The 17058-nt window shown below is 56.0% G+C and carries 12 protein-coding genes and 3 pseudogenes; 9 read left to right on the forward strand and 6 right to left on the reverse strand.

The features are described from left to right. Nucleotides 1-86 precede the first annotated feature (86 nt). Nucleotides 87-1001, forward strand: a complete 915-nt coding sequence (locus tag SBC1_RS23720) for a LysR family transcriptional regulator (RefSeq protein WP_165095058.1) — start codon at nucleotides 87-89, stop codon at nucleotides 999-1001. Between the two features lie 612 nt (nucleotides 1002-1613). After that, on the forward strand, nucleotides 1614-2162 hold the full coding sequence (locus tag SBC1_RS23725; RefSeq protein WP_241202213.1) for a hypothetical protein: 549 nt from the start codon (nucleotides 1614-1616) through the stop codon (nucleotides 2160-2162). A 218-nt stretch (nucleotides 2163-2380) separates the two neighbouring features. On the opposite strand, the pseudogene SBC1_RS40045 reads toward SBC1_RS23725, so the two are convergent. Beyond that, a pseudogene (locus SBC1_RS40045) lies at nucleotides 2381-2947 on the reverse strand (tyrosine-type recombinase/integrase). Between the two features lie 320 nt (nucleotides 2948-3267). On the opposite strand from SBC1_RS40045, the gene SBC1_RS23735 reads away from it, so the two are divergent. From SBC1_RS23735 to SBC1_RS23765, 7 genes and pseudogenes are all read left to right on the forward strand, one after another. Beyond that, nucleotides 3268-4143, forward strand: a complete 876-nt coding sequence (locus SBC1_RS23735; protein WP_165095055.1) for a tyrosine-type recombinase/integrase — start codon at nucleotides 3268-3270, stop codon at nucleotides 4141-4143. Nucleotides 4144-4152: 9 nt separating this feature from the next. Continuing rightward, nucleotides 4153-4344: pseudogene (locus tag SBC1_RS23740) on the forward strand (transposase zinc-binding domain-containing protein); the annotation flags it as partial. A 171-nt stretch (nucleotides 4345-4515) separates the two neighbouring features. Continuing rightward, nucleotides 4516-5763 (forward strand): site-specific integrase, encoded by a 1248-nt coding sequence (locus SBC1_RS23745; RefSeq protein ID WP_241202212.1) that lies wholly within the window; start codon nucleotides 4516-4518, stop codon nucleotides 5761-5763. After that, on the forward strand, nucleotides 5760-6668 hold the full coding sequence (locus SBC1_RS23750) for a tyrosine-type recombinase/integrase (protein ID WP_165095039.1): 909 nt from the start codon (nucleotides 5760-5762) through the stop codon (nucleotides 6666-6668). The genes SBC1_RS23745 and SBC1_RS23750 overlap by 4 nt, the downstream gene beginning before the upstream one ends. Continuing rightward, nucleotides 6665-7654, forward strand: a complete 990-nt coding sequence (locus SBC1_RS23755) for a tyrosine-type recombinase/integrase (protein ID WP_165095034.1) — start codon at nucleotides 6665-6667, stop codon at nucleotides 7652-7654. The genes SBC1_RS23750 and SBC1_RS23755 overlap by 4 nt, the downstream gene beginning before the upstream one ends. Nucleotides 7655-7758: 104 nt before the next feature. Then, nucleotides 7759-8748 (forward strand): annotated as a pseudogene (locus SBC1_RS23760) (IS91 family transposase); the annotation flags it as partial. A 545-nt stretch (nucleotides 8749-9293) separates the two neighbouring features. Next, entirely contained in the window at nucleotides 9294-10286 is a 993-nt protein-coding gene (locus SBC1_RS23765) for a hypothetical protein (protein WP_165095029.1), read from the forward strand. A gap of 148 nt (nucleotides 10287-10434) precedes the next feature. On the opposite strand, the gene SBC1_RS23770 is transcribed toward SBC1_RS23765, so the two are convergent. The 5 genes from SBC1_RS23770 to SBC1_RS23790 form a co-directional block, all read right to left on the reverse strand. After that, nucleotides 10435-12006 (reverse strand): RNA-directed DNA polymerase, encoded by a 1572-nt coding sequence (locus SBC1_RS23770; RefSeq protein WP_165095025.1) that lies wholly within the window; start codon nucleotides 12004-12006, stop codon nucleotides 10435-10437. 245 nt (nucleotides 12007-12251) lie between these two features. Then, a complete protein-coding gene (locus SBC1_RS23775) occupies nucleotides 12252-12398 on the reverse strand; it encodes a hypothetical protein (RefSeq protein ID WP_165095021.1) in 147 nt (48 codons plus the stop codon). A gap of 332 nt (nucleotides 12399-12730) precedes the next feature. Beyond that, nucleotides 12731-13111 (reverse strand): DUF1090 domain-containing protein, encoded by a 381-nt coding sequence (locus SBC1_RS23780; protein WP_165095017.1) that lies wholly within the window; start codon nucleotides 13109-13111, stop codon nucleotides 12731-12733. Between the two features lie 171 nt (nucleotides 13112-13282). Then, on the reverse strand, nucleotides 13283-13759 hold the full coding sequence (locus tag SBC1_RS23785) for a DUF2501 domain-containing protein (RefSeq protein ID WP_165095012.1): 477 nt from the start codon (nucleotides 13757-13759) through the stop codon (nucleotides 13283-13285). Between the two features lie 132 nt (nucleotides 13760-13891). Next, a complete protein-coding gene (locus SBC1_RS23790) occupies nucleotides 13892-17053 on the reverse strand; it encodes an error-prone DNA polymerase (protein ID WP_165095009.1) in 3162 nt (1053 codons plus the stop codon). Nucleotides 17054-17058 lie beyond the last annotated feature (5 nt).

A 17058-nucleotide genomic window follows, 5' to 3' on the forward strand; every position in this document is an offset into this window, starting at 1 on the left:
GCAGAGTGGCTATACTAGCCAGCGCCGCGACTGGTCAATTTCCAGTTTTTTATGTACATAGCCAAAGCTTATGGGCCGCGGAAACTATGAAAACCACCCAATTGCGTACCCTCGTGGCCGTTGCCGAGCACGGCACGCTGATGGCCGCTGCCGAAGCGCTGTGCCTGTCGCAGCCTGCCGTGTCGAAGAGCATCAAGGAGCTGGAAGCGCGCGTCGGCGTCCAGCTGCTGCTGCGCAGCGGCTCGGGTATCCGCTTGACGCCATATGGCGAAGTGCTGCTCAGGCATGCGCGCACCGTCGTGGCTGAGATTGCGCGGGCCGAGCAGGAACTGGAGGAGATGAAGTCCTCGGTTGGCCGAACACTCGAGATTGGTGTATCGCTACTCGCCGCGTCGATAGTCGTGCCGGACGCGATCCACGCGTTCCGTATGCGGTTTCCCGATGTGCAGCTCGACGTGCACGAGTACCAGACGACGAGGCTTATCGACGGCCTGCGCGACGGCTCGTTCGACATGTGCATCGGCTTTACCGGAGAAGGCGATCCGAGCAATGAGTACCGCGTGACACCGCTCGGCAACGTGTCGCAATCGCTGGCGGTCAAGCGGGGCGATCCACTTGCGGGTGAGAAGCGGCTTGCACGTTTGAGGGAGGCGCACTGGCTCTACAACTACACGCGCAAGAGCGTGCCCGCATTCTGGGCCGCGTTGATCGCGCGTTCGGGCGCCGACGCTACAGGCGAGGTCATTGCGCCGCCGTCGCGCATGACGGTCTGCACCGCGCGACGGCTTTATACGGAGCTCGCGAGCGAGCCGGGAGTGGTGAGCGTCTGGCCGGACTTGCAGCTTAATGAGGAAATCGAGCGCGGCGCGCTGGAGCGCGTTGCACTCGATATCGCGTTACCTCGCCTTGCGCTCAGTCTGATTGAACGCAAGGATCGCGTGCTAGGCGGCGCGGCGGAGTATTTCATCGATTGTTTGAAAAGCAAGGCGCTGCCGGATTGAGGGGGTGGGGGGATTGCGGGGCGGATTTCTTTTGGTTGTAGCGAGAAGGGAACGGCAGCTATGCAAATCCATAGCGGTTGGTGTCCCACTTGGGGGAGAGGAGCACTCCGACCGAAGACCTGTCCGTCAGTGCAGCGCTCCCGGATTAAGGTCGGCCAATGCCGATGGTCGTCGTTCAGCCGCCGTGCGGCTGCAGCGCGCCGCTTTGCTGTCATTCGCGATGCGGTGCAGGCAAACGGCGGTTTCCAGGAACGGCGAACGAGTCTTGACGACCCCGGGCGGTCCTCCACTCTCAGGGCCCGAGGATGACCGCTTGCGAGGTCCAGCCGTCGCTCGTTTCATCGAGGGCTGATGAGCTGTAGCTCTTGGGCTTAGTGCGATATTGCCACGAAAATTTCCAATAGGGCCCCGTATCGGCACAGTTTGAGTGAGCGACTAAAGAAATGTTGCGCAGCGCCGATATTCAATATGAACGTTTGTGCTTCGAGCAAGAATTCGCCGTTTGCACAGCGTCTTTAACGACGGTCCCGACGGTCCTTATTGACCACCGAAACAAAATTGCGCTATGGGAAAAGTCGCCCAAGAACGTCGCAAAAGAAGAATAAGGAAAATATGAATATTTCGTCCATGGTGCGTACGATCGCCGGGGGCATTGCTGTTGCGTCCCTCGCCGCCTGCTCCACCTATTCCGTTTCGCGGTACTCCATATCGGCCGACGATGTGGTCGCACTGCGAAAATTGCCGGCGAACAGCGTCAGTGTCGGCTCATTTACATCAGCAAACAACGATACCCAAATCATGTGTCGTGGCGTGGGCCCGATTAAGACACCTGATGGAGAAACTTTCGCCGAGTACATTCGCCTGGCGCTCATCTCAGAGCTGAAGATCGCTGGCACCTATGCAGACGATGCGCCGTTACAGGTCACAGGTGCACTGAATAGCGCGGATTTTTCTTCCAACTCTGGCCGGTGGAACCTGGATCTATCCGTCAAATCGTCTAACGGACGCAGCCTGTCTGTCACGGAAGCCTACCCCTACACTTCGAGCTTCTATGGTGAAACCGCTTGCAACCAGACTGCACAAGCATTGATGCCCGCAGTGCAGGATCTGATCGGCAAGGCGGTCACGAATCCTGCATTCCCTGCGCTGGTGACCAAGTGACGCGGAAGGGCCCGCTCTCCAGACGGGCGTTTGTTCAAACAATTGATGACATTGCGAATTGAACGGCCGGCTTTTGAGCGGAACTGACGCCTAAATGTCCCCTCGAAGGGACGGGCGAGTGACGCCTACTGGCCGGAAGTACTCGCTCGGTATCTGGTGAATTATCGGCCGTACGGTCCCGATCGAACTGCGTCGGCGTGCGGCCGATGCGGGCCCTGCTAGATCTCGGTTTGCTTGGCGATCTCCAGCGCATTGTCAACTTCGATGCCGAGGTACCTGACTGTGCTCTCCAGCTTGGAATGCCAAGCAGCAGTTGAACGGCTCGGAGGTTCTTCATACGCTTGTGCATCAACGTTGCCTTTGTTCGCCGCATCGTATGGATACCGTAAATCGCTGAGTCGAGACCAACGGCTGCGACCCGACGATGTACGATCCGAGCATATTGCCGCGTAGTGACATGAGGGAGTTGAGAACGCGGCTAGGAAAAGATACCCTTCCGGTTTCAAATGAGCCTTCTCAACCTAGGCAATCACCGCTGATCGCGTGGGTTCGGTCAACTCGAATTGCACCGGGCCCTGTGTTTTAGGTTGCACAATCATCGCCCGGGGCAACACCTGATCACCGTGCATCACGTCGCGGACACGAAGGTTGATCAAGTCGCAGCCGCGAAGTTTCCTATCGATGGCGACATTGAATAAAGCAAGATCGCGAACCGCGTACGCATTCTGGAGATATTTTCGTATCGCCCAGATCTCCTTCAGCTCTAGCGGCGGCTTTTGCCCAATTGGGTTACCTCCGTTCCACGACTCCCGCGTTTGCTTGGTTTCATGTCAGACTCCAATTGGTTGATCGGTGTCTGATTTTGTTCTCATCGCGGAGGGCCGCTTTCCGCTAGTATGCAGGGCGAACGCGTGCAGTCGACCACGAGTTGCCGCTGGCAATCTACATCATCGCAACATTTGAGCGGCCGATTTACGCCACAGGACTAAACCGCTCGCGCGGTATGCACTGCGTTTGAACGTGGTGGTTCTTCAGAGGAAACCCACTCGGTTTCCTATGTTGAGCAATGAGGCAATCCGCCTCGTTACTCGACAGGAGCCGAGCCATGACCACCCCCAGCCAAGACATCAGTCCGTTACGCCAGCGCATGATGGACGACATGCGCATGCGCCGCCTCGCACCCACCACGCAAGCCAACTATCTTCGCGTGGTGCGACAGTTCGCTGTGTTTCTCGGACGCTCGCCCGACACGGCCACCGTTGAGGACTTGCGACGCTATCAACTGCATCTGGTTGACCACGGCGTGTCGCCAGTTTCTTTGAACGCGGCGATCACCGGGCTGAAGTTCTTCTTCGGCACGACGCTCGCTCAAGAGGCGTTGATGGCGAAGATGCGTCCGATTTATCTTCCGCGCACCTTGCCCGTCATACTCAGCCGCGACGAAGTGGGCCGACTGATCGCGGCGGCCGGTCATCTCAAGCATCAGACAGCGCTCGCGCTAGCCTACGGCACAGGATTACGCGCCAGCGAAGTGGTGGCGTTAAAGGTCGGTGACATCGATAGCCAGCGCATGACGCTGCGCGTTGAGCAGGGTAAAGGTCAGAAGGATCGATATGCGATGCTTTCGCCCATTCTGCTTGAGCGACTGCGGGTTTGGTGGAGAGTCGCTCGCGCCCAGGGCAAGATGCTCGACGGCGGTTGGCTCTTTCCAGGGCTCGATCCGATTGAATCGCTCAGCACCCGCCAACTCAACCGGGCGATCCATGCGGCCGCCGAGGCTGCTGGAATCGACAAGCGCGTGTCCATGCACACCTTGCGCCATAGCTTTGCCACTCATCTACTGGAACAGAAGGTCGATATCCGCGTGATTCAGGTCATGCTAGGCCACAAAAAGCTTGAGACCACAGCGCTTTACGCCCAGGTCGCCACCGATATTCTGCGCGAGGTGGTTAGCCCTCTTGAGAGTTTGTATCCTGAGTAGGTCGCCGTCGTGGCGCATTGCGCGCTCGAGGTGGCGGACGTCTTTCGCTCTCTTGGCCCAACGTGGCATCAATCCGCCCACCTGAGCCTCGGGCAACTGAAGGTCATGTCCGCGATCGAACAGAGCCGCAGCGCGGCGCTGGGAGGGCACGTGTTGCGCTGCGAAGGGTGCGCGGCGATCGAAGTCGCCTACAACTCATGTCTTATGGGGACTCCTGTCTAACGGAGAGTTGCAGATCAGGTTCGGCGCTGAACCGACTGACCGTGTCTGGTTTGATATCTGGCTAGTCGCCATTCAACTCCCCATAAAAATCGCGGTCCTCCTTTGCTATGGTGGCTTGGCCTTCCCTGGCAACCCTCATAGGAGGATGTGATGCTGGACACCTATCTGGTAGCACCCAAAACCTTGAAGCGCCTGCGCTCGGGACCCAGCGGAGTCTTCATCGATGACTTTGCTGACGCGCTCGAACGAGACGGATACTCTGCGGCCAGTGCCATACGCTACCTGCGAGCTGCCGACCATCTTGGTCGCTTCATGCTGGCACGCGGCGGTACCCTGGCCGATGCGGGTCCACAGACCCCGGAAATCTTCATGCGTCATCTGCCAACCTGCACTTGTCCCGAAGCAAAGGGCGGTAAGACCAACCACCATGTCTATTTCGGCGCCAAGCGCTTTCGCGAATACTTGATCGAGATCGGCGTCTGCCCGGACAACAAGCCTTCGATTGCCGAGATTCAGGAGCCGGCAATCGTGGGCGGTTTCCGGCGATGGTTGCAAAAGCACCGGGGTGCGAAAGAGCCGACCATTCGGCTCTACTGTCGTGATGCCACAGTGATGCTGAAGGTGCTTGGCAATGACGTCAACCAGTGGGATCCGAAGCAAATACGCACGTTCCTGCTGAACAGTGCTTGCAGTTGCGGCGCTGGTACCGCTGAAAAGCGGGTCACCAGCGCACGCGCCTTCTTACGCTACCTCGGTGTTCAGGATCTGTGTCGGCCCGGTCTCGATCAGGCGGTTCCGTCGTTGGCGCATTGGCGCCTTGCGACACTGCCGCGGTGTCTGAGCGCTGACGAAGTTGACCGCCTGATCGCCGCATGCGACGGCGATTCACGCGGGCGTCTTCGCGATCGTGCGATTGTCCTCTTGCTTGTGCGACTTGGGGTTCGCGCTGGTGACTTGGCGAACCTTCGCGTGAGCGATATCGAGTGGGACTTCGGGACACTACGTGTCTTAGGAAAGGGGCGCTATGAAGTTCGCCTTCCGCTGCCGCAGGATGCTGGCGAGGCACTTCTGCGGTATCTCGAATCGAGACCTCGAGTTGCCGGCAGCGACCATGTCTTTGTTCGAAACATCGCACCCTTCAAGCCGCTTATCTCAGGCGGTGGCATATCTTCGGTAGTGAAGCGCGCACTAAAACGGGCCGGGGTGAGCTCGCCCGCCAAAGGCGCACATCTGCTGCGCCACACGGCGGCGACTGAGATGTTGCGCCACGGGCTTGCCCTCGAGCAGATTGGCCTGATCCTGAGGCATCGCGGCATCGACACCACCGCCTATTACGCCAAGGTCGACGTCGCGCTGCTCAGACAAATCGCTCAGCCATGGCCGGAGGTGGCGAAATGATGCCGGCCGTGGAGTCCTATCTTGCCGCGCGGCGTGCCGCCGGATTCAAACTGCTGAACGCTGACTACCTGTTGCGCAGTTTCGCGTGCTTTGCTGTCAAGCGCGGTGAAATGCACGTTTGCGCGCAGACAGCAATCGACTGGGCCGGCGAGGCGGCGACGGTGGCCCAGCGTGACGCGAGGCTAAAGACCGTGTGTCGGTTCGCCCGGTATGTGCGAATGGAAGATCAAAACCATGAACTACCACCCGCCCGGCACTTTGGTTACCGAAAGACGCGTCGCGTTCCGTTCATCTACACGTGCGCCGACATCGAGCGCTTGATCAACACTGCCTTGCAATCGGGCCCTCGCGGTACGTTGCAACCACAAACGTATGCGACATTAATTGCCCTGCTGTTAGCCACGGGCATGCGGATCTCGGAGGCCCTGAACCTGCGCCTTGTCGACATGACACCCGAAGGACTACTCATTCGAAAGAGCAAATTCCAGAAGACCCGTCTGATTCCACTGCACGAGACAGCGGCGGAGGGTTTGCAGAGGTACTTAGCACTGCGGCGGCAAGCCTGCCCGGCTGACGACCATGTGTTCGTTGATGACGACGGTCGCGCGCTCAGGTACACGGTCACTTACTGGATATTCCAGAAGCTGTTGAAGATCTCCGGCATGGGCACCACCCATAACGGCCACCGTCCCCGCTTACATGAGCTCAGGCACACGTTCGCCGTCAGGGCACTGGAAGCAAGCCCGGAAGGCCGAGACCGCGTCGGGCGGCACATGCTGGCCCTTGCGACCTACATGGGTCACGCCAACATCAACGCCACTTATTGGTATCTGGAGGCCACGCCCGAGCTTCTGCGCGACATTGCTGTCGCCGCAGAAGGGTTTCTCACTGGAGAACAGAAATGATCCCACTTGCACCGCACATTGTTGCATTCCTTCGTCAAAACCTTGCCCATGAGAGAGGCGCCAGCCAACATACCTGCGACTCCTATGCTTGCACCTTTCAGCTCCTGTTCGAGTTTGCCGCCAAGCGACTCAAGTTGACGCCCTCGTCGCTAGCGCTGGAGCAACTCGATGCGAGACTGATCAGCGACTTCCTGGAATACCTGGAAGACACGCGCCACAACTCGCCTGAGACGCGTAATGTCCGACTGGCTGCAATCAGGTCATTCTTCCACTTCCTTGAGTATCGCGAACCCGCGATCCTCGAACAAGCGCGACGAATTCTGGGGATTCCCTACAAGAAAACTGATTCCCGTTTAGTGCCGTATCTGCTCGAGGATGAGGTTCGGGCCCTGCTCGATGCGCCCGATCCGTCAACGCGCGAGGGTATTCGGGACCGGGCGATGCTGCATTTGGCCATCTGCGGTGGCCTGCGTGTATCGGAGCTGACGGGGTTGCATACCGCCGATGTCGTGCTCCCGTCGTTGAGCATCCTTGTTCACGGCAAGGGTCGGCGGGAGCGCGCGTTGCCCCTGTGGAAAACTACCGCCAATGCGTTGCGTGCCTGGATGGTGGTACGGGGAACTGTCGCAGTACCGGAACTGTTCGTCAATGCACGGGGCGAAGCGATGAGTCGCTGGGGTTTCGCATATGTCCTTAAATGCCACACTGCGACAGCTAGTCATAGGTGCCCCTCGCTGTCGAAGAAGCAGGTATCACCGCACGTGTTGAGGCACACCTGCGCAATGATAGTACTACGAAGTACTCAGGATATCCGAAAGGTGTCCCTTTGGCTCGGGCACAGCGATCTAGCGACCACTGAAATCTACACTCGCGCTGATCCAACTGAGAAGCTCGAAGCCCTCAACGCGATCGTCCCACCGCATTTGCGCAGGGGTTCGTTTCGGCCGTCCGATAAGGTAATCGCCATGCTTAGGGCCAAGCTTTAATGGAGAGTTAAACGGGCGCGGAGTCCGCTCCGTGCTCGCTCCGGGGCGTCTTCTCCCCATAGGAAAAAACTTCCCATAAGGCACGTAACGGAGTGCACTCCATTACATGTCGCAATAGACATTGTCCGAGGTGCCAGGCTAGCGCTGCGCGCCGGTGGCTCGAAGCGCGTGAGGCCGATCTCCTGCCCGTCGAGTACTACCACGTGGTCTTCACACTGCCGGCGGCCATCAGCGCGATTGCGTATTACAACAAGGCCGTCATCTACGGGCTGCTGTTCGATATCGCGGCCGAAACGTTGCGCACCATCGCCGCCGATCCGAAGCATCTCGGAGCGCAGATCGGTACCACGCTCGTCCTGCATACCTGGGGCTCCGCGCTCACGCATCATCCCCATGTGCATGGCATCGTTCCCGGTGGTGGACTGTCGCCGGATCGAAGCCGGTGGGTCGCGTGCAAGCCAGGGTTCTTCCTTCCAGTGCGCGTACTCTCACGGCTGTTTCGCCGACGCTTCCTCGAAGAACTGGAGGCCACCTATCGCCGGAGCCAGTTGCGCTTCTTCGGCGAATACGTCGAGCTCAACGATGTGACAGCCTTTGCCCAGTGGCTTGCGCCAATGCGCGCATGCGAGTGGGTGGTGTATGCCAAACGCCCGTTTGCGGGACCCAAAGCGGTGCTCGCCTATCTGTCGCGTTACACGCACCGGGTCGCGATCTCTAACCAACGCCTGGTCGCCCTCAACGAACACGGCGTCACCTTCCGCTGGAAGGACTACCGTGTGGATGGACGCACACGCAACAAGACCATGACGCTTCAAGCAGATGAGTTCGTGCGCCGGTTCCTATTGCACGTGCTGCCTGGCGGCTTCCACCGCATCCGCCACTACGGTTTGCTCGCGAACCCATCGCGGCGCGAGAATCTCGCGAAGATACGCGAGTTGCTGGGTGTCGTGCCTGCCAGTATCGGCCGCAGTGCTAACGACGTAGCCACAGTCCCAGTGCCGCCAACCTTCGTTTGCCGGCACTGCGGTTCGCCGATGATCATCATCGACATACTCCAGCGCAGCAGACCTATCCGGGCACCGCCTGCTGAGTGAGCCAACGCATGAACGCCATCGTGTCAGGATGCACACATCGACTGTCGGCTCTTCGGCAACGAGAGCCAATAGGAGACGCCTGCGCCTACGACTCCAAACGGGTGGTTTGGTGCTGGCCGCGTTGGCGTGATAGCAACGCTCAGCAGCGTCGCTGCTGCGATCGTGGTTGCCCAGGCTCAGATTTACCCGCGTTTATATCCACCGTACCCTCAGTGGAATCGAACAAATCGCCATAGCGGTGAAATGTTCAGACCATGTCGGAGCACTCCGCGGTTTCCTCCCTTGGGGCTTGTAGGACGCCTGCCCGCTGGCGTCTGGGCGAGTTGACACGTCGACGGATCAGGGCAGGCGTCCTACAACCCTAAACAATAATGGCCCGTGTGGCATCTGCGAAAATGGGCGCTTCAGTCGATTAGTTCCCCGATAATAACGTTAAGCCAGTCTCATCATGATCGCGCGCCGCACCAGGGAAATTATCCTCGATACTGCTCTATTCAGCCGCGACGACCGCATGAGCGCCATACTAACTACAAATCTGAGGCTTCGTGAATAAGCAACTCGCCAGGTTGATTTTCGACTACCAAGCAAGCGTCCGTATCGCTGCGGTACTCATGCAACGATCGGGCATCCGGATGCCTTTCTCATCTGCTCATTGGGTCGAAACTGACATTCCCGCGCGTGGTGAGCTTGAAGGTGGTATTCATTACTTTAAGCATGGCTTTGGATGTGCAGTAAGTCTCTCCACAGGCGAAGTAGACTTTGATTTCGGGGAACAGGGTGAGATCGACGGATTCGACGTGTGGCGATTGATTCGTTTTGCAGGGGGCAGGTTGGCGGAATACGGCTTTGATACCGAAGACGCACTCAAAGAGTGTTTCAATGCGGCAGTGACTGCAGGGTTGTTAGTCTACTCGGGGCGTATCCACTACTACGTGGCTAATGTTCCGCGTTCACTTGCAGTTGAAGTAGACAGCAGACTACCAGACGATGACCTTCCACGCAAACATCAAGATCCCGTCCTAGTGCTCTATGCGCATTATTTTTTAGCGGCTGATCTAATGCGGGAGAACTATAAGAATCTCGACAATAAGTGGGAAAAACGTGGCCGTCTGAGTCAAAACGATAATGTCAAGCTGGGAATTTATCTGTCCTCTTGGCTAGGTTTTCTTGGCGTGACTTGCGAAGGCTTTAATAAGCTTAGAATGCGTCTTTTGATTCAGGAAAACCGTCCGGAGAGATTCCGCGAACTAATTTCGAAATCCGATGCGATAGGCAGTATGTTGAAGCGGCATTCCGATTCGTTAAGGGAGTTTCGAAACAACGTCTTCCATCTCCGGAAGGATGTCGAGGCGATACTGCAATTTTTTGCCAAAGACGCGGAACGTCTTCAATGGGCCGGCGAGCTACATACCGCTATCGCTGAATTCTTTTCTGATTACCGTGTCCTATGTGAAGTGCATTACGTGATCCATGGTCGCAGAAGCGAGATGAACACGAGACAGATACGTCCGAGGCGCCGTAAACTGAATGTGTCGTAAACCAGATGTCGAGCGGATGCTGCTGCCCGGTTTTTACCGATCACCACTGTTCGCTAAGACTCAACGCATTTTTGCTTGCGTTGTGTGCGAGAGTTGTCCGGCTCTCCTGAGATACGATACTATTCATAAATAGCCTTTTGTTATCGCATTACTCTCGGCCGCGGATCAGGTCGTCGGACATTTTTGTCGCCAAAAAATCCGCCGTCAGCATAGGCTTAATTGCACGTCCCCACGCTTTGCGCTCTTCTGCCGGAAGCGCCACCGAAGCGCTAATTATTCTTCTTTTTTCCCACTCATCACATCTATCGAACCATTCTCGTATTGTTCTAAATTCTTCCCGCGTCAAATGTCCCTTCAATCCCTCAAGGGCAATCATTGACGGATATGTCACACTATCCTTATTCGGAATTTTTACTATGTGAATAAGTGCTGCCTTTTTGAAAAACCCGTCGCTAGATAAAAGCTTTGCCAAAGTTGCCTGATGCCATTCTAGCGATCCAAAACCGTCCGACAGGACCATTTTCGCATAATATTCTGTAATCACAGTCTTATTTTCTTGCGGAATAACATCGCTATTTTTTAACAACATATCAATAAAGTAATCTAGTGAATATAAATATTCTCCGCATATTATTGCTATCTGCTCGAGCAATTTGAATTTTTGCTGCACGAGACATGCAATTATCAATTTCTGGATTCCAGAAAATTCAGGAATTCCTTGTGTTTGCAACGACTCGATCTCATGAGGTATATCAATCTTTATAAAAGCATCATATTTTTCACTAGCCGGCATGACGAAGGTCCGTGCAATACGATTGTAGCCACCGGTAAGCTTTGTGACTTTCTTAATAATCGCATCTGCACTATCTTCGGCCAATGGTGGTGGTGTGTCCTCATTTTTTTCGGACAAGTAAAGCTTGGTCTTTCCAGTATTCAACATCAAACCGTCCCTGAACAGACGTGTCGTCAGCAAATTCATCCATCGCTGGGCCGTAACAAGGTTCGGCGCAAATATTCGAAAATCGTCAACATAACGTACAAAACGGACACCTTCGTCTATCAGATATCTGTCGACATCGATTAAAGCCGCTTCTGAGATTATTCGACTTGCGGTGTTTCCAATGGGAATTCCATAGCTATCTTTTTTTGACCAAAGCAATAGAAGGCTATTTATAGCGGTCACAATCTGCTCGTCAACGCCGATATCTAAAAGAGTAGAGTGAACACGATGGATATTGATCCTATCGTAGAAGGAAGCGATATCACATTGCACGACGTATGTACAGCTGTCTTCGTTTGCTAGTTCTTTGACACGTTCACGCCAGTCTCCATAGCCGATGTTTTTATCAAAAAGAGCCCCCTCCTTCGGAGCAAACCTCGAAGAATATACGATATTCTCCGATACAGGCACTCTGGCAATTTCTATCTGTTCAGCGGCTTGTAGAACAATGGCAGTATATTTCGCCAAGCACAGAGGATCGATTATGGCGGCCTTCCGATAGTCAAATACATATCGATTTTTGGGCGTCAAAATATACTGGATCGGCTTAAAACCCATGTCAAGTATATTTCCCTTACGAACCTTGGCATGGACCTCGGCTATTAGATCAGCCTTATGCGCCCTTATCAACGTTGTCTCTAGGGTTTCCTTCGTGATGTCGCTGGGACCGTGGGCCGCTAAATGCTCGATGCTAAGATTGCATGCCTCGTCCAGGTTCATTTTTTAAGCTCAGGAAACGATGATTTATCTTTGGTGGATTCCAAATGACTGTTAGCTACTCATCGGCTTTCAGCATACGGAAACCGGCACAACAACACAATCGCAAGTGACGGGCATCCTAGTTGCAGGGCTCCAACAAGTGACCGTTACTACACCAAAGGAAACCTCGCCCAGAGCTGGAAGTATGCGAGCAGTTGGCTGGTCGGAACTGAGTCGAAATTCTGCAGCGGCCAATTGAAGGCAGATCAATCGCTCGACATGAACAAGTCGAGTATCTTCGAAACGGAGATCACGCCGCCGGACGTCAGTTTCGGGTCGGGAGCGTGAGTTCGCTGATGCAGGAAGCTGCCGCCCGGCTGTTCGATGCCGCCACTGTCAGCAATCCGCCACATTGCTGACGTAGAACCCGACCCGCCCCAATGTCGACGATGGCCGAAGACCCGTCCGTCAACGCAGCGTTCTGAGATGCTTAAAATCGGCCATTACAGATGCTCACGCGCCCCGAATCTGTACCATTACGAATGTCGGAGCGACAAGAAATTCGAAAGAGTCCTGCCGACCCAAAACGGTCATCGAACTCACTCAACGGGTGCATTCGCGGGCGACGTTTTCAGAAAATACTCAAACAAGCTGCCACCACGATTTTTCCCCAACGTTTTTTCCATTTGTTGCCTTGGCCAATATAGAAAAAGCACCAACCTGAAAACCCGCCGCCCACCCCAGCTTAATCATAACTTTCGGTCTGTGCCCGCTCCAAGTCCGCGTGCGCTTCATCCACCTTGCGTTGGCGATCGGCAATTTTCTTTGAGCTTTTTCCCTGAGTTCTGGCTTCTTGCAAATCGTGTTCGCGTTCCGCCAGCTTTTTCTCTGCCGCGGCAACTTTGCGCTGGCTCGCGCTGCGCAATACATCATCTGTGCAGTTGGCATTCATCCGCCCAAGCGCGGTCTCCAGGCCGTCGACGCGCCTTGCATTGCCATACGCCTTAGCGTATGTAATCTCCCTCTCCAACGCAGAACGCTTTGCGTCACAGCCACCCGCTTGTGCCCAGGCAAGCATCGGACACATTACTGAGGACAACAACAGAACTTTGAGGGTGGTCTTCATTTACTACCTTGATAGATGTTGGTTGATGCGCTCGAATAGAGCTGATCGAGCATCGATGGCGCATCATATGAGTCCCCGACAAGTCCAACACGAACGAAGGACCCATCGGGGTAAAAAAATAAAAGACAACTCGTCAAGTTGCTCGCGAAGCATTTAAAAACGAACTACCCATCACCCACCCACCAGCGACTTCCCTTGCGAAAGAATCTTGTCACAAACCTGCTTTGTAACTTGCTGCTTCAACCCACCGCCACTCAGATCAACCTGCTTCCCATCGCCACTTTTCAAGAGACCAGCCGCCCCAGCGGTATACCCACTATCCGACGACGCAGCCGATGTCCCGCCCAGCTTGCTCATCAGCGAATCCTTAACCGACGACGCCCCATTCCCACTGAGATAGTTGTTCTTGATACAGAACTGCAGCACACCCGCGACATTACTCGTACTACCCGATGTCAAGGATGACCCGGTCAACCCGCTAGTCATCCCGCTCATGCTCCCCAGGCTGCTGAGCCCGCTGGACGATGACCCATCAGAGCTTCCGCCTCCCTTCAACAAATTGCCAAGCTGCGCGTGAGCGGCTGAAAAGGGTAACAACATCGCAATTGCGATACCTGCAACGGTGCTGCGATACGTGAGGACTTTCATACTCGGACTCCTTCGGTGGCTAAAACCAGCCTCTAATATAGTGCGTTTCACGCAAGGCGTTGAATAAGAACGTCCTCGGCTTGCGATAAACCAATTTAGACGGAGTGCTGATGATAAAAAATGACAAAAACATCAATGAAAGTCCCGGCTCACGCTCGTCAACCCACCCAGCAGATACGACATATCCACCAACCGCTGCGCAACGAGATGTCGAACCTCGCCCTCGCATTGCCACGTACCGTACACGGCGAGCAACGTCGATCCGAGCGCTTCACGGCGCTGCTTCTCCAGCAGACTAGGCCATACGATCACGTTGACGTTACCGGTCTCATCTTCAATCGTGACGAACATCACACCCTTCGCCGTTCCAGGCCGTTGACGCACCGTTACAAGTCCGCACCCGCGCGCTAACCGCCCGTTCCTGTAACCATGCAACGTGGCAGCCGGCATCAACCGCTGCTCAAGCAACGCCGGCCGCAACAGTTCAAGCGGATGACGTCCGAGAGACAGACCCGTAGCCTTGTAGTCGCTGACAATATCGTCGGCCTCAGAAGGCGCGCCGAGCAGCGGCGTGACATCTTCCACGCGTGCATTGTTGAGCAGATCCTTGTCGGGCACTGCGGCCACGGATTGCCATAACGCTTCCCGTCGATTACCGGCGAGCGAAGTCAACGCATTGGCCGCCGCCAGCGCCTGCAGGTCATGCCGGTCAAGTTGCGCCCGTTGCGCAAGATCACCCACATTCTCGAACGGACGTACGCTACGCGCCGTTTCAATACGCTCGGCTGCACCGTCGCGCATTCCGCGAAGCAGTGATAGTCCCAGTCGCACAGCAGGCCTGCTGTCATCGCCTCGCTGTTCATCCGGATACTCAAGCACCGAATCCCAGCCGCTTACCGTAACGTCAGCGGGAAACACAACAACACCATGGCGCTTCGCATCCTGCACGAGTTGCGAAGGGGAGTAGAAACCCATCGGTTGCGAGTTGAGCATGGCCGCGAGAAACGCTGCTGGTTCATGTCGCTTCAACCAACTGCTGACATACACAAGCAGCGCAAAACTCGCCGCATGGCTTTCAGGAAAACCATATTCACCGAAGCCCTTGATCTGCTCGAAGATGGCGTCTGCGAAGGCTTTTTTATAACCGTTCTTGGTCATGCCATTCACAATGCGATCGTAGTACTTCTCCAGGCCGCCTTTGCGTTTCCAGGCGGCCATCGCGCGGCGCAATTCGTCGGCTTCACCGGCAGTGAAGCCGGCAGCGATCATCGCGATCTGCATGACCTGTTCCTGAAAAATTGGCACGCCCAAGGTTCTGTCGAGCGCGACTTTCAGATCGTCGTTTGGAAAACTCACCGGCTCCAAACCCTGACGCCGCCGCAAATACGGATGCACCGCGCCACCCTGAATCGGACCGGGCCGTACGATCGCAACCTCGATCACCAGATCGTAAAACGTCTGCGGCCGCAGTCGCGGCAACATCGACATCTGCGCGCGCGACTCAATCTGGAATACGCCGATCGTGTCCGCCTGCGAGATCATCTCGTAGGTCGCCGGATCTTCACGAGGAATGTCCTGCATCTCGAAGCGCTCGCCGCGTTTCTCCGAAACCATATCGAGTGTGCGTCGAATGGCCGACAGCATGCCGAGCGCAAGCACATCGACTTTTAAAAGCCCCAGCGCTTCCAGATCGTCCTTGTCCCACTGGATCACGCTGCGATCCGGCATAGCTGCATTTTCGACAGGAACCAGCCGCGTGAGTTTTTCCCGGCTGATCACAAAACCGCCTGAATGCTGCGACAAATGCCGCGGAAAATTCAGCAATTGCGCCGCCAGCGCCGCCCACGATTGAATCAACACATTCTCTGGATCGAGCCCGGATTCAATGAAGCGCTGCAGCAGGTCATGACTGGTATCGAACCACTGATGCGACTTCGCAACGCGATCCACAATCTGCGGATCGACACCCAGCGCCTTGCCCGTTTCACGCAATGCGCCACGCGGCCGATACGTCGATACAGCCGCAGCAATCGCCGTACGATCACGCCCGTATTTACGATAGATGTACTGGATCACTTCCTCGCGCCGCTGATGCTCGAAGTCGACATCAATATCCGGCGGTTCACCGCGCTCTTTGCTGATAAACCGCTCGAACAGCATGTTGCTGCTCGCCGGGTCCACTTCGGTAACGCCGAGGCAATAACACACGGCGGAGTTCGCGGCGGAGCCACGCCCCTGACAAAGAATGTGTTCGCTGCGGGCAAAACGAACGAGGTCATAGACCGTGAGAAAGTACGCCTCGTATTTCATATACTCGATCAACTCGAGTTCATGTTCTATCTGAGCCTGCACCTTGTGCGGAATGCCGAGCGGAAAACGCCGATGCGCGCCGACATAGGTTTCCTGCCGCAAATAAGCAGCATGTGTAAATCCGGCTGGCACGATTTCATTCGGATACTCGTAGTGCAATTCATCGAGTGAAAACGTGCAGCGCTTGAGCACGTTGAGCGTTTCACCCAGCGTGTATTCCGGATAGAGATTCGCGAGCCGAAGCCGAGAACGCAAATGTTGCTCGGCGTTCGGCGTGAGGTCATAACCGCATTCTGACACCGGCTTGCCGATACGAATTGCCGTCATGGTGTCCTGCAGCGGCTTGCGCGACCGCACGTGCATCACCACGTTGCCGGTCGCTACCACGCGCACCTTATGAAACGCCGCCACGTGCTCAACGGTCCCCCGATGCATGTCATCGAGCGCGCGCTGGTGCAGCGTCAACCCAACCCACGCGCGTTGAGGAAACGTGGTGTCGAGCCATTCGATCTGGGCATCGAGCGCGGCCTGCTTTGCAGGGAAATCGGGCACCAGGATCGCGAGGCAATCCGGCATGCCGCGCAGATGCGCGAACTCTTTATCGGGCCGTGCGAGATCGTTTGGCGTGAGCAGGTACGCGCCTTTTTTCGACCGCATGCGAGCAATGGTGATGAGCTCCGACAAATTGCCGTATCCATTGCGGTTTGTCGCCAGCAAAATGAGTCCGAAGGCCGGCGAAAGATCTGCATTGACGAGCTTGAAATACGAGCCAATCACCAGCGGAAAGTTCAGTTTCTTCGCCTCCACATGCGCGCGTACAACACCCGCGAGCGAGCATTCGTCAGTGATCGCCAGACCGGCATAACCGAGTTGCGCCGCCCGCGCGACCAGCTCCTCTCCACGCGATGCCCCGTGAAGGAACGTGAAGTTGGAGAACGCGAAAAGCTCCGCATACGCGGGCAGCATGGAGAAGGTGGTATCCACGGCGC

The sequence above is a fragment of the Caballeronia sp. SBC1 genome (assembly GCF_011493005.1).
GTDB lineage: Bacteria > Pseudomonadota > Gammaproteobacteria > Burkholderiales > Burkholderiaceae > Caballeronia.

What these genes read in the sequence shown, in the direction of transcription:
- SBC1_RS23720 (WP_165095058.1), top strand. Translation starts at nt 87, where the DNA reads ATGAAAACCACCCAATTGCGTACCCTCGTGGCCGTTGCCGAGCACGGC.
- SBC1_RS23725 (WP_241202213.1), top strand. Translation starts at nt 1,614, where the DNA reads ATGAATATTTCGTCCATGGTGCGTACGATCGCCGGGGGCATTGCTGTT.
- SBC1_RS23735 (WP_165095055.1), top strand. Translation starts at nt 3,268, where the DNA reads ATGACCACCCCCAGCCAAGACATCAGTCCGTTACGCCAGCGCATGATG.
- SBC1_RS23745 (WP_241202212.1), top strand. Translation starts at nt 4,516, where the DNA reads ATGCTGGACACCTATCTGGTAGCACCCAAAACCTTGAAGCGCCTGCGC.
- SBC1_RS23750 (WP_165095039.1), top strand. Translation starts at nt 5,760, where the DNA reads ATGATGCCGGCCGTGGAGTCCTATCTTGCCGCGCGGCGTGCCGCCGGA.
- SBC1_RS23755 (WP_165095034.1), top strand. Translation starts at nt 6,665, where the DNA reads ATGATCCCACTTGCACCGCACATTGTTGCATTCCTTCGTCAAAACCTT.
- SBC1_RS23770 (WP_165095025.1), bottom strand. Translation starts at nt 12,006, where the DNA reads ATGAACCTGGACGAGGCATGCAATCTTAGCATCGAGCATTTAGCGGCC.
- SBC1_RS23775 (WP_165095021.1), bottom strand. Translation starts at nt 12,398, where the DNA reads ATGTGGCGGATTGCTGACAGTGGCGGCATCGAACAGCCGGGCGGCAGC.
- SBC1_RS23780 (WP_165095017.1), bottom strand. Translation starts at nt 13,111, where the DNA reads ATGAAGACCACCCTCAAAGTTCTGTTGTTGTCCTCAGTAATGTGTCCG.
- SBC1_RS23785 (WP_165095012.1), bottom strand. Translation starts at nt 13,759, where the DNA reads ATGAAAGTCCTCACGTATCGCAGCACCGTTGCAGGTATCGCAATTGCG.